At 54.0% G+C, this 13,125-nt stretch carries 11 protein-coding genes; 4 read left to right on the top strand and 7 right to left on the bottom strand.

The window, feature by feature from the left end; translation table 11 throughout:
- Positions 1–49: 49 nt before the first annotated feature.
- The gene (folM, locus tag SPL01S_RS11125) at positions 50–772 is read right to left on the bottom strand and encodes a dihydromonapterin reductase (protein WP_062870982.1); all 723 of its coding nucleotides are present in this window, start codon (positions 770–772) and stop codon (positions 50–52) included.
- A 130-nt stretch (positions 773–902) separates the two neighbouring features.
- Here folM and SPL01S_RS11120 point away from each other — a divergent pair, with 130 nt between their 5' ends.
- Complete coding sequence (locus tag SPL01S_RS11120; protein ID WP_062790533.1) at positions 903–1,310, top strand: hypothetical protein; 408 nt, start codon at positions 903–905, stop codon at positions 1,308–1,310.
- A 36-nt stretch (positions 1,311–1,346) separates the two neighbouring features.
- Here the strand turns inward: SPL01S_RS11120 and SPL01S_RS11115 are convergent, their stop codons facing one another.
- The gene (locus tag SPL01S_RS11115; protein ID WP_006325624.1) at positions 1,347–2,738 is read right to left on the bottom strand and encodes an amino acid permease; all 1,392 of its coding nucleotides are present in this window, start codon (positions 2,736–2,738) and stop codon (positions 1,347–1,349) included.
- 245 nt (positions 2,739–2,983) lie between these two features.
- Entirely contained in the window at positions 2,984–3,934 is a 951-nt protein-coding gene (gene ydgH, locus SPL01S_RS11110; RefSeq protein WP_004944994.1) for a DUF1471 family protein YdgH, read from the bottom strand.
- A gap of 586 nt (positions 3,935–4,520) precedes the next feature.
- On the opposite strand from ydgH, the gene pntA reads away from it, so the two are divergent.
- Both pntA and pntB read left to right on the top strand, forming a co-directional pair.
- Positions 4,521–6,050: a Re/Si-specific NAD(P)(+) transhydrogenase subunit alpha gene (gene pntA / locus SPL01S_RS11105; protein WP_006325619.1), complete on the top strand. Its 1,530-nt coding sequence runs from the start codon at positions 4,521–4,523 to the stop codon at positions 6,048–6,050.
- Between the two features lie 10 nt (positions 6,051–6,060).
- Positions 6,061–7,455: a Re/Si-specific NAD(P)(+) transhydrogenase subunit beta gene (pntB, locus tag SPL01S_RS11100; RefSeq protein WP_063199740.1), complete on the top strand. Its 1,395-nt coding sequence runs from the start codon at positions 6,061–6,063 to the stop codon at positions 7,453–7,455.
- 56 nt (positions 7,456–7,511) lie between these two features.
- Here the strand turns inward: pntB and uspE are convergent, their stop codons facing one another.
- The 4 genes from uspE to SPL01S_RS11080 form a co-directional block, all read right to left on the bottom strand.
- Positions 7,512–8,474, bottom strand: a complete 963-nt coding sequence (uspE, locus tag SPL01S_RS11095) for a universal stress protein UspE (protein ID WP_063199736.1) — start codon at positions 8,472–8,474, stop codon at positions 7,512–7,514.
- Between the two features lie 126 nt (positions 8,475–8,600).
- A complete protein-coding gene (fnr, locus tag SPL01S_RS11090; RefSeq protein ID WP_004944979.1) occupies positions 8,601–9,365 on the bottom strand; it encodes a fumarate/nitrate reduction transcriptional regulator Fnr in 765 nt (254 codons plus the stop codon).
- 364 nt (positions 9,366–9,729) lie between these two features.
- Positions 9,730–10,254, bottom strand: coding sequence for a methylated-DNA--[protein]-cysteine S-methyltransferase (gene ogt, locus SPL01S_RS11085; RefSeq protein WP_062870979.1), 525 nt, complete (start codon positions 10,252–10,254; stop codon positions 9,730–9,732).
- Positions 10,255–10,484: 230 nt separating this feature from the next.
- Positions 10,485–10,796 (bottom strand): YmdA family protein, encoded by a 312-nt coding sequence (locus SPL01S_RS11080; protein ID WP_063199732.1) that lies wholly within the window; start codon positions 10,794–10,796, stop codon positions 10,485–10,487.
- 552 nt (positions 10,797–11,348) lie between these two features.
- Between SPL01S_RS11080 and olsF the strand changes: the two genes are divergently transcribed.
- Entirely contained in the window at positions 11,349–13,070 is a 1,722-nt protein-coding gene (olsF, locus tag SPL01S_RS11075; protein ID WP_004944970.1) for an ornithine lipid synthase OlsF, read from the top strand.
- The last annotated feature ends 55 nt before the right edge of the window (positions 13,071–13,125 follow it).

The raw sequence follows: 13,125 nt of genomic DNA, 5'->3' as shown, positions 1-13,125 counted from the left end.
GGAGTTCAGCATAACGCGGGGGTCAGCGATACGCCATGCACATCTTTGCCTAGCGCAGAGGTCGTCCTCCGTCCACACCATGGGTGCGGCCGGTGACATAACGGCTGTCCAGCAAATAATTGACCAGGTTGACCACTTCGCTTTCGCCCGGGGCGATTTTCATCAGCGATTTTGCCAGAGCCTGCTGACGATAAGGCTCATCATCGCCCGGATTGAAAATAATCAACGCCGGTGCGATGGCGTTGACCTTGACCTCCGGCGCCAGTTTACGGGCGAAAGAGCGTGTCATGTTATCCAGCGCGGCTTTACTGGCAGCATAAGCGATATGCTTGTCGCTGCCTTTCTCCACCACATAATCGGTCAGGTGGATAATATCTGCGCCTGCCTGCCCTTGGCCAAGCAGACAGGGTTCCAGCAACTGATTGAGCAGGTAAGGGGTATAAACGTGGATTTGCAGCATCGCTGCCATAATCTGCTCCGGCGGCACCTCCGCAGATTCGGCCAACCAAGCGCTGGCATTGTGGATCACTGCGCGCAATTTCGGTGCGGCCTGGCGCACCCGATCGGCAAAGCGGTAAATACCGTCGTGAGTCGAAAAGTCGCCCTGAATGCACGTTGCTCCCAGACTTTTCAGCTCGTTCAGTGCCGGGTAATCGCTACGATAGGCAATGATCACGGGGATGTCACGCTGCAAGAATGACCTGGCCAACGCCAGCCCAATCCGGCGTGCGCCGCCGGTGATCAGCACCGGTGCGGAGTTGTGATGTTCCATTGATTAAAGCTCCTGGACAGACTGGCAAACAATAGGGGAATTATGCCATTATACGTCGGAAATTCGTTAAAGCTTCGCATCGATTATCCATTTCAGGATGTAATACACTGGCAATGAGAGGGAGGAAGGGATGAACAGCAGTCACCTTGCATCCGTCGCGCGCAGTGAGAAAATCTGTTTTGATTACATGGATTTTCTGTCCGCATCGTGCAAGAAGCACTGGCGCTTTGTTGATGCAATCTATGGTGTGATGCCATTTTTTGGCATGGTATTGAAATCTCAGGCTTGCGCCTCGCAAACGCGAAAAGAGCAGTTGAAGGAACTGGCGCTGCAGGTGGTATCCACCCAGGTCAGCGACGAAACCAATATCGTGCGCCTGATCGATCTGGCGCAGCAGCAGGGGCTGGCAGTGTTCGACATTAAACTGCCGTATGCGTTGGACCAACAGCAGTTGGCGGCCATTCAGCAAGAGTGCGTTGAGGGGATAATCATCTCTCAGGTAGGGGAACGCATGACCATTACCTTGCGCGCATCCTAAGGTATTGACCGGGTGATTCCACCCGGCCGTCCTTCACTACTGCAGCATAAACCAACCCGCCGGCACCGTAGCCACCAGCAACAGCAAGATGCTGCTTTTCTCCAGCTGATTCAGCAATTTGACATTCTCGTGCCCGCGTCGAGCATAGATAAACACCAGCAACCCCGGCGCATACAGCAACACCGACATCAACAGATGCATCAACCCTGATGCGTACAGCAGCCAAATACCGTACAGGCAGGCACCGGTGGCGGCGAACATCAGCCGTTTGTCCTGACGGCGCAGTGCGACCTTGAACAGGAAGGCGCCGACCAGGAAGTAAGGCACCAGAATCATTTCCGAGGCGATAGTCAGCAACGAGTTATAGTTGCTGCCGGTCAGCCAGATCACCACCAGCGCGAATTGCACCGCAATATTGGTCAGCCACAGCGAAGCCGAAGGCGCGTGATTCTTGTTCTGCTTGCGGAATATTTTAGGAAAAGCGCCGTGCTGGGCGGCCAGCAGCGGCACTTCAGCGGCCATAATCGTCCAGCTCAAATAAGCGCCGCATACGGACACGATCAGGCCGGCGGCGATAATCACATCCCCCCAGGGGCCAATCAGATCGACCATCAACACCGCCATCGAGGGGTTACGCATCCCGGCCACTTCACTGCGCGGCACCACCCCCAGCGACAGCAGCGTCACCATCAGGTAAACCGCCAGCGCGGAGAGCACCGCCAACATGGTTGCACGGCCTACATCTTTTTTATTGCGTGCTCGCGCGGAAACCACCACCGCGCCTTCCACGCCGATAAACACCCACAGAGTAATCAGCATGGTGTTTTTTACCTGTTCCCACACCGGTTTGCCGAGCGCGACGCCGTGGAAATCCAGGGTAAATACGTCCATTTTGAACGCGATAGCCGCCAAGACGGCAAACAGGCCAAGCGGCAAAAGCTTGGCCAATGTTGCCGCCAGGTTGATACTGGCCGCGGTTTGCACCCCACGCAGCACCAGCGCATGGACGATCCACAGCAGCAATGATTCCGCCAATAGCGCCTGCCAGGTATTGCCGTCACCCAAAATGACATCGCCGCCGCGATCGGTAAACAAGCTCAGTGCGGCAAACACGATTACCAGATAGGAGACGTTGGCGATCACCGCACATAGCCAATATCCCCATGCGGAGCAGAAGCCCACCAGCTCGCCAAAGCCTTCTTTCGCATAGGTGAAAATCCCGCCGTCCAGATCGGGCCGCAGGCGGGTGAGCAACAGCATGGCAAAAGCCAGAAACAGGATGCCGACGCCGGTGATCGCCCAACCCAGCAACAGTGCGGCCGGGCTGGCGACTTGCGCCATGTTTTGCGGCAGGCTGAAAACCCCGGCGCCCAGCATGGAACTGAGCACCAATGCGGTTAACGCGGTAAGACCTAGTTTTTTTTCCAATGACGGATCCTGAGCGCAGAATAAACAACTGTTAGGTAACTGATTGGCAGTAACAACGTAATGACAATTACTGAACAAATAGATAATAGCCCTAAAAACAGGCGCAAATTCTACGGATGGATCGTTGCCGATGCAATGATTGAATATGCGGAATTTACAAAAAATTATTCAACCGGCGCGGGTGGCTAATCGGCAAAAAAACGGGCAGCCCAATGGCTGCCCGAGAGTAAACCGCGAAGTGAAACTTATTTGAACAGATCGGCACTTACGGTCAGGTTGCCGCCACTCTTGTTCTGCCACTGACGAGTCACGTGGTAGAACTTGGCACCTTTCGCAGCGGCACGCTTCGCCACTTCGGTGGAAATGTCCGTCATGCTGTTGAAGTGGCCGGTGAAGGTCACGGAATCAAACGGTACCATCTGCGCGGCGGTGACGTTGTTCACTTCCTGGATTTTGGTGCCGTTCGGCAGCGTGACGGTATAGCGTTGGCCGGTAGAAGACTGGGTTTCGAAGAAACGGCCTACGTCACGGCTTGGCGAACCTGAAGAGGCCACGCCTGGGATTTCAACCTGGGCGGCGGCAGCGCCACCGGCGGCTAATGCAGCTTTGCCGGCTTCAGAGTCGGCAGGAATGGCATCCGGGCTCTGGACCACGCGCTTAGGCGCATCGGCTTTATAGATGTAGGCGGTGATGAACTGGTTACCACCCTGGTTAGCATCAACCTGACGGACAATAAAGAATGAGGCAGCGCCTTTCTTTTTCGCTTCTTTGGTGATGGCGTCGTTGATGTCCGGCTGGCTGCGGTAGAAACCGCTGACGGTTACCGTATCGTAAGGCTCAAGCAGGTACGCCTGTTCTTTCGGTAATTCGGTCACGCCGTTAATGACGCGGTACTTCGGCTCTTTGCTCACTTCTGCCGCGTCTTTATGATAAAGATCTGCGGTGACGCGCCAGTTGCCGCCATTGTTGCTGTTATTGCTGTCCTGGATGTAGAAGGAATCTGCGCCCAGTTTGTCTGCACGGCGGGATACGGCCTCAACGGCTTCATTGATGGCATTAAAGCGGCCGGTAATAGTGATGCGATCAAACGGCTTCAGCGCCGCTGCTTTTTCAGGAGTTAACTCAAGTGCCGCATGAGCAGACAGCGCAGTGAGTGATAACAAGGCTGATGCGATGATCGTGTTCTTCAGCTTCATAAAAAATCCTTTCGCCAAGCGCATTAACGTTTATAACGTGCTGAACTGTTTATGGGTAATTCAGCCGCCGATTATTACATGTAATCTCGACAAGTGTCTCAGCATTTTATGTCATCGCATGAGACAAATCCCATGAAGGATTGTTTACGCCATTTGCTGCGTAATCGCCATAAGTTTCAATAATAAAGCCTTTGATGACATAAGTGTTAATTATTCACAATTTTATAACTTTCATTCATTCTGGCCGCGTGGGGCGGATATCTTCAGATAAGCGTTCGTCACAAATCTGCAGCAAAAACGGCGGTGCGCACGGCTTTTTAACTTAAAATTGCGATTTGTCATGTCATTGCCTGAATTTTTATGTAAAAACAGGCATGAATGCGTAAGCAATTATGGATCATCGATCATATTTTCAGTAGGTTATAGATGGTGCCTTAATTCGATGCCGACAAGTCACCCTGTGGCTTTCAAATTGCAGCCAACAATGCACAGTCTTGAAAGACGACGGGGCGAGATGTCAGCCGGCGCTACTGCTATGGGTAGGAAGATAATAAACATCATCAAAGACAGGTGAGAAGGGAACATTATGCGTATTGGTGTACCAAGAGAACGGTTGGCCAATGAAGCCCGGGTTGCAGCAACGCCGAAAACGGTGGAACAACTGCTGAAGCTGGGCTTTACCGTCGCTGTCGAAAGCGACGCGGGTAAACTGGCAAGCTTTGACAATGCGGCTTATGAAACCGCAGGGGCGACGATTACCGATACTGCCGACGTTTGGCAATCGGATCTGATTTTGAAAGTTAACGCGCCACAAGAGGACGAGATCGCGTTAATGCGTGAGGGCAGTACGTTGGTCAGTTTTATCTGGCCGGCGCAAAACCCGGAGCTTATCGAAAAACTGGCTGCGCGCAACGTCACCGCGATAGCGATGGATTCGGTGCCGCGTATTTCCCGCGCGCAGTCGATGGATGCGCTCAGCTCGATGGCCAATATCGCCGGTTACCGCGCGATTGTTGAAGCGGCACACGAGTTTGGCCGTTTCTTCACCGGCCAGATCACCGCAGCCGGTAAGGTTCCACCGGCGAAAGTGATGATCATCGGTGCCGGCGTCGCGGGTTTGGCGGCGATTGGCGCGGCAGGTAGCTTGGGGGCGATCGTACGTGCCTTCGACACCCGCCCGGAAGTAAAAGAGCAAGTGCAAAGCATGGGCGCAGAGTTCCTCGAGTTGGACTTTGAGGAAGAGGCGGGCAGCGGCGACGGTTATGCCAAAGTGATGTCGGAAGCCTTTATCAAGGCTGAGATGGCATTGTTTGCCGCCCAGGCGGCAGAGGTCGACATTATTGTCACCACCGCGCTGATCCCGGGTAAACCTGCGCCAAAGCTTATCACTAAAGAGATGGTGGCTTCGATGAAGCCGGGCAGCGTGATCGTCGATCTGGCGGCGCAAAACGGCGGCAACTGCGAGTTGACCGTGGCCGACCGCGTGACCGTCACTGACAATGGCGTAAAAATCATTGGCTATACCGATCTGCCAAGCCGCTTGCCGACCCAGTCTTCACAGCTTTACGGCACTAACCTGGTTAATTTGCTGAAATTGCTGACGAAAGAGAAAAACGGCGAAATCGATATCGATTTCGAGGACACCGTGATCCGCGGCGTCACCGTAGTGCGCAGCGGCGAGGTGACCTGGCCTGCTCCGCCAATCCAGGTTTCCGCACAGCCGAAGCAGGCGCAAGCGGCGGCGCCGATAGCTAAACCGGCGGCGAAACCGGTTTCACCTTGGCTGAAATACGGGCTGATCGCGCTGGCGATTATTCTGTTCGGCTGGCTGGCTAACGCCGCGCCAAAAGAGTTCCTGTCTCACTTTACCGTGTTTGCGCTGGCCTGCGTGGTGGGTTACTACGTGGTTTGGAACGTCAGCCATGCATTGCATACCCCGTTGATGTCGGTCACCAATGCGATCTCAGGGATTATCGTGGTCGGTGCGTTATTGCAAATTGGTCACGGCGGCTGGGTGAGTTTCCTCTCCTTCATCGCCGTGCTGATTGCCAGCATCAATATTTTTGGTGGATTCACCGTCACTCAGCGCATGCTGAAGATGTTCCGCAAGAACTAAGGGGTAGCACATGTCTGGAGGATTAGTTACAGCTGCATACATTGTTGCCGCTATTTTGTTTATTTGCAGCCTGGCCGGTCTGTCGCGCCATGAAACGTCGAAGCAGGGCAACCTGTTTGGCATCGCCGGGATGGCAATTGCGTTGATTGCCACCATCCTCGGGCCGGATTCCGGCAACGTGGGTTGGATCATCATTGCGATGATTATCGGTGGTTCCATCGGCGTCTATCTGGCGAAAAAAGTCGAAATGACCGAAATGCCGGAGTTGGTGGCGGTGTTGCACAGTTTCGTTGGCCTGGCTGCGGTGTTGGTGGGCCTGAACAGCTACCTGGATCACGGCGCGCCGATGGAGCCGGTGATGGAGAATATCCATCTGACCGAAGTGTTCCTCGGTATCTTTATCGGGGCGGTCACCTTCACCGGTTCGATTGTCGCTTTCGGTAAACTGCGTGGCATCATCTCATCCAAACCGCTGGCATTGCCGAATCGCCACAAGATGAACCTGGCTGCGCTGGTGATCTCCCTCCTGCTGCTGGTCGTTTTCGTTCGTGCCGACAGCGTGGGCTGGCAGGCAGTAGCGTTGGTGTTGATGACCGCGATCGCACTGGCTTTCGGTTGGCATCTGGTGGCCTCTATCGGCGGTGCCGACATGCCGGTAGTCGTGTCGATGCTCAACTCCTATTCGGGCTGGGCGGCCGCTGCTGCGGGCTTTATGTTGAGCAACGATCTGCTGATCGTTACCGGCGCGTTGGTGGGTTCCTCGGGTGCCATCCTGTCTTACATTATGTGTAAGGCGATGAACCGTTCGTTTATCAGCGTGATCGCCGGCGGTTTCGGTACCGATGGTTCCTCGACCGGCAATGCGGAAGAAATGGGCGAATATCGTGAAACCACGGCGGAAGAGGTGGCCGAGCAACTGAAGAATTCCACTTCGGTGATCATCACCCCAGGCTATGGCATGGCGGTCGCGCAGGCACAATATCCGGTGGCGGAAATCACCGAAAAACTGCGCGCGCGCGGCATCAAAGTGCGTTTCGGCATTCACCCGGTTGCCGGGCGTTTACCGGGCCACATGAACGTGCTGCTAGCGGAAGCCAGGGTGCCGTACGACGTGGTGCTGGAGATGGACGAAATCAACGAAGATTTCCCGGATACCGATACCGTGCTGGTGATCGGCGCCAACGACACGGTGAACCCGGCCGCGCTGGAGGATCCGCGCAGCCCGATCGCCGGCATGCCGGTGCTGGAAGTGTGGAAAGCGCAAAACGTGATTGCTTTTAAACGTTCGATGAACACCGGTTACGCCGGCGTGCAGAACCCGCTGTTCTTCAAAGAGAACACCCAGATGCTGTTTGGCGATGCCAAAGAGAGTGTGGAAGCGATACTGAGAGCGTTGCAGAATTAACCGCAACCAATAAAAACACGGGCCTTAATTGGCCCGTGTTTTTTTATGCCTGAAAATCAGTCCTCGTCGTCGTGTTCATCATCTTCATCGATTTCGATCGGGCAGTTGAAGTTATCCGGCTTAATCACCAGCAGATCACATTTCAGATGGTCGATCACATGTTCTGCCGTGTTGCCGATAAACGCCGCCGAAATACCGGTGCGGCCTAATGTCCCCAACACCACCACGCCCGCCTGCAAGTGTTCGGCCAAATCCGGGATCACCTCTTCCGGCAGGCCTTTTTCAACGTGGGTGAACTCTTCGTTAATACAGAACTTCTGCCTTAATGCCTTCATGGCGATCAGATGCTGCCCGCGAATGGCGTCGTTATAGACGCTGGGATCAAAATCAGGCAGTTCAATGGCGATATTGATAGGGGTAACAGGGTAGGCTCCGACCAGATGCACTTCCGTCTGGTTGACGTTTTGCGCCAGTTCGACGGTTTCCTGCACCAGCTTGATGTTCAGCGGATCGTGATAGGGTTCTTCGCTGGCCAGATTGACGGCGACCACCGCCTTGCCGCCTTCCGGCCAGGGTTGATCTTTGACCATCCACACCGGGCACGGACATTTGCGTAACAGATGCCAGTCGGTCGGAGTGAAAATGACCGATTCCAGCCGGTCGTGCTGATGTGCCATTTTCAGCAGCAAATCATGCTTGGCGGTGATCACTTCCTGAATGATCGCCTCAAAAGGGCGGTTATGCCAGACAACTTTGATTTCAATAGGAACGCCTTCGTCGAGGTAAAAACGGCATTGCTCGTTAATCCACGCGGCGCGTTGGCTGATAACGCCTTGCCGCATCGCCGTCCGTTCATTGGGGGAGAGCAGGGTCGTCATCTCGTAAGAGAAGTCATAGATAGGAAGAAAGGCTTTAATACGCCCGCCGTTCCGTTTAACCAGGTAAACCGCCCGACGCAGCGCCGGTTGATCGTCCTGATTGGGGTCAATAGCCACCAGAAGATTCTGATACTTCGCCATAGGGCCTCCTTACAGCTGAAAATCAACAGTCTGTTAATTTACAGAGTAACCCAACATTGAAAATCAGAACAGCGGCAGAGATGAGCCGGGTCAATAATTCTGCGGAATTATTGACCCGGCATGGGATCAGGCGTTTACGGTCACGTTGATGCGAGGCGTGCCGGCCAACACCGACAGGGCGTCGACGTTTTCGATGGTGATGTATTTGCCTTTGACGCTGAGGATTTCGCTTTTCTGGAAGCGGCCCAGCAGGCGGCTGATGGTCTCAACGGTCAGACCAAGATAGTTGCCGATGTCGCCACGGGTCATGGTCAGGCGGAACTCACGCGGTGAGAAGCCCCGTTCCGCAAAGCGGCGCGACAGGTTGTAGACGAACGCCGCCAGGCGCTCTTCGGCATTTTTCTTCGACAGCAGCAGGATCATATCCTGGTCGCCTTTAATCTCGCCGCTCATCAAACGCATAATTTGCTGGCGCAGGTTAGGCATTTTACCGGAAAGGTCGTCCAGGGTTTCAAACGGGATCTCGCAGACCATGGCGGTTTCCAGAGCCTGAGCGAAGCTTGGATGCTTCAGGCCGCCAATGGCGTCAAAACCGACCAGATCGCCTGCCAGATGGAAGCCGGTGATTTGTTCGTCACCTTGTTCGGTAATGGTGTAGCTCTTGATGGTCCCGGAGCGGATAGCGTACAAGGATTTCAGTTCATCGCCGGCCTTAAACAGGGTCTGCCCCTTCTGGATAGGCTTTTTCCTTTCGATAATGTTGTCGAGCTGGTCCAGCTCATGAGCATTAAGAGTAAAAGGAATGCACAGCTGGCTGATGCTGCAGTCCTGACAATGGATCGCACAACCACCAGACTGGATACGACGAATCACGCGTTTTTCCGGGATCATAGATTACGCTCATTCAATAATTGATATGCGTCAATTTTAACATCTTTTGTTGCAGGTGATAAGGGTAGCGTTAACATGAAGAGGGGTGTTGTGTGCGAATTTTGTTCGCTTATGCCGATGATTATCCTGTAGCTGACTGAAATTTTTTGATTTGTTTATAACTTACGTGAATGGCTTGCAGGCGCAGCCGCCCTTTATGCCCCGTCAGAAACCGCAAATTACGCAGGGTTTTCTTGCATAAGGAATCTTTTACTCTCGGCATTTCCAGCCATTGGGTTACGCAGTAGCAGCCGGAACTTGCAATATTGCCTGCTTCGCTCCGGCCGATCTACTTTCCCCAACCACGCCAGAGCGCGCTGGCGCATTAAAGTAAGTCTTTCTGCAAATAGCCTTCGTGCTTCAGCAGCCACTGTTTGCGCTGTACACCGCCGGCGTAACCGGTCAATGCACCCTGCGAACCAATCACCCGGTGGCAAGGCACCACAATGCTGATCGGATTGGAGCCATTGGCCATACCGACCGCACGGGAGGCGGTTGGGCGCCCGATGCGTTTCGCCAGTTCGCCATAGGTAATGATCTCGCCGCAGGGTATCTGGCGCAGTTGCTGCCAGACGGTGCGCTGGAACTCAGTGCCTGCGGTCATCACCGGCAGGTCGTCTATCACCGTCAGCTCACCGGCAAAATACCGTTGCATGACGTCGGTCAGGCCGCCGGGGTTATGCTTTTCCTGCAGTTGGAAACGGTCGGCGCGGTAATGGGTATTCATCAGTTTCATCAGGCGCACTTCGTGCTCGGTCCAGTCGATAGCGCGCAAACGGTCCTGTTCGTCGGCAATCAGCACCAGTTCGCCAACCGGCGTCGCCATACGATCAATAAAAAAGGTCTGCATTTTGATCACTCCTCACGTTTGATGGGGAGATTATTGCACGAAATGCGACGGTGCGATGGCGGATTTCGGACATGAAGATGGATGGGCAATGATGTCTTGCCCATCGCGGGGATGAGAGTAGAGGACCGGGTGAAAGTATCAATGATGCGTTCTAATTTATAACGTTAACTTACAATTTGTACGCGGTTTTTTATTGTTTTCCCTTGGTGGCTATTGATGCTTTTCCAGGGTCAGTTATAACTCAGTGTTACTCTCTGCATGTCAGGATTATTGTTTATTTTTTCGATGGTGGCGTCGGAAATTAATTCCGATGACATTGCGCTTAGCGGCATGGTGATATAACCGAAGCGGCTGTCAGCGGTATTTCGGTAGCAGGATGAAACGAACTGGCCGTCATCCCGTCTAATTTCACAAGTGGGCGCAGCTATTTTACCCGCAAAATAGAGGGTGCCGGATGGGCTGACTTTGCTGGCTTCCTGGGCTGCGTGCAAGGTTACCGGTAACAAGGCGAACAGTACCAGTGCGATTAGAGAATGAGACATGATTAATTCCTCGACTAGAATAAATTATGCCAACCATAAAAAAGTTAAAAAATATAATGGCTGCTATCAAAGAATAAATACTCAGCATCTCAGGCTGGGAAATGGCTTAGGTAGTATTCTTATACTCCATGCCAATTAACTTGATAATAGTGAGAGGGGTGAGGTAATGCCATGATGTAGATCATAGTGAAGCCGGGTTAATGATTTTGTGGTTGGCCGTGCGGGAATAAGGTGAAATATGTCGCATAATAACCCCTCCAGGCTGTCGGAATGTTGCGCATGGAATAGCTTTCCCCCCCGTGGCTCTGCGCTACCGGTTAACCCCGTCTTTGCCGGGGCGTCGTTCCAGTGGCCGATGTTCGGCGCATCCAGGTGCGGGTTTCAGGCGCATAAAATGCTACGCCGGCAGTGATGGAAAAACCGTCGCCGCCATCTCTTCAATAATTTGCTATACCTGATAGGCGAGGGATTTCATTTTTCTGTCATGTAACTGACATGTTAGGGTCATAGCGCTGGCTTAAGTTTGCAGCGACTAAGCCAGGAGATAACGCGATGTTTAGCTTGGATTCTCTGTTGCAAGATGCATTTCCACACCGCAATACCCCTGCCTGGCAGCGTAGCCTGCTCAGAACTTTACTCTTCGAAAAAGAATTCAAACAGTTTGCTGCCGATTATCCGCACCTTAAGGGCCTGGATTTGATCGAGCAAGTGGTCGATTACTTCAACCTCAGCTGTGAGCTGGTGGATGGCGATCTGGAAAATATTCCAAGCCAGGGACCGGTGGTACTGGTCGCGAATCATCCCATCGGCTCGCTGGACGGTTTGGTGTTGCTGCGTGCGGTCGCGGCGGTGCGTCCGGATGTGAAGGTGGTCGCCAGCCAACTGCTGACCTATATTGAACCGCTGCGCAGCCTGTTCGTGCCGGTGGACAACGTGGGTTATAAAACCAGCCGCAAGCAAATTGAAGGCATGCAGGCGCAGCTAGACAAACAGGGTGCGCTGATCTTGTTCCCCGCCGGCGAAGTGTCGCGCATGAGTCCGAAAGGCATTCGCGACGGCCACTGGCATACCGGATTCTTACGCCTGGCGGCCAAGGCGCGGGCGCCTATTGTGCCGATCCACATCAGCGCGCGTAACAGCAACCTGTTTTACTTCACCTCGCTGGTCTACCGCCCGTTATCCACCTTGTTGCTGGTACGTGAAATGTTCCAGCAGCAGGGCGGCCGTATCAAAATCCGCGTTGGTGGCCGCATTCCGTTCGCCAACTGGCACGATGGTCACACCAGCGCCAAAGATTTGGCCGAACGCTTCCGTCGTCACGTTTATCGTTTGGGCCAGGGCAAGGAAGGGCTGTTCGCCAGCGAATCGGCCATCGCCCTGCCTGAAGATCGGCTTGAGCTGAAGAAGGCGTTGGCAAATTGCGAACAACTTGGCGTAACGCCGGACGGCAAAATCATTTACCTGTATCGCCGCCAGGATGAGGCTCGTACGCCTATCCTGCGTGAACTAGGTCGCCTGCGCGAGATCGCTTTCCGCGCGGTGGGCGAAGGTTCTGGCCGCCGGCGCGATCTGGACAGTTATGACGACGATTATTATCACCTGGTGTTATGGGATGCGGACGAACTGGAAATTGTCGGCGCCTACCGTTTTATCCCCACCGCCGAGCAGTTGGAGCGCAAGGGCCTGGAAAGCATATACAGCAACAGCCTATTCCATTATGACCGCGATATGGCACCGATCCTGGCGCAGGGCATCGAACTGGGCCGCAGCTTTATCCAACCGGCCTACTGGGGCAAACGTGGGCTGGATTACCTGTGGTTGGGTATTGGCGCCTACCTGGCAAAATACCCGCAGTATCGCTATCTGTTTGGTCCGGTCTCCATATCCGGCGGTATGCCGGTGGCGGCGCGTGACCTGTTGATCGCCTTCTACCGGTTGTATTTCTCACCGGGAAGCGCGTTGGCGCAGTCTCGGCAGCCTTATCCGGCTTCGCTGCCGCAGGTCTTGGCGCAATTTGCCGGCGATAATTATCAAGAAGATCTGGTGCGGCTGAAAAGCCTGCTGAGCAACATTGGCTGCTCGATCCCGACCTTGTATAAACAATATACCGAGCTGTGTGAGCCGGGCGGGGTGCAGTTTATTGATTTTGGCACCGATCCGGCGTTCAACAACTGTATCGACGGATTGGTGTTGGTTGATCTCACCCGGCTAAAACCGTCGCGCTTCCAGCGTTATATTGCGGTTCATCAGCCGCAGGAAGCCTGCATAGAGTGATCGGCCACGCAATCATGCGTTTTTGATCTAAGCCCCGGCTTGGGGCCAGCGGTGG

It is taken from the genome of Serratia plymuthica NBRC 102599, assembly GCF_001590925.1.
Taxonomy (GTDB): Bacteria; Pseudomonadota; Gammaproteobacteria; order Enterobacterales; family Enterobacteriaceae; genus Serratia; species Serratia plymuthica.
The sequence above is the reverse complement of the archived record's forward strand: the minus strand, read 5'-3'. Positions and strand labels throughout refer to the sequence as shown.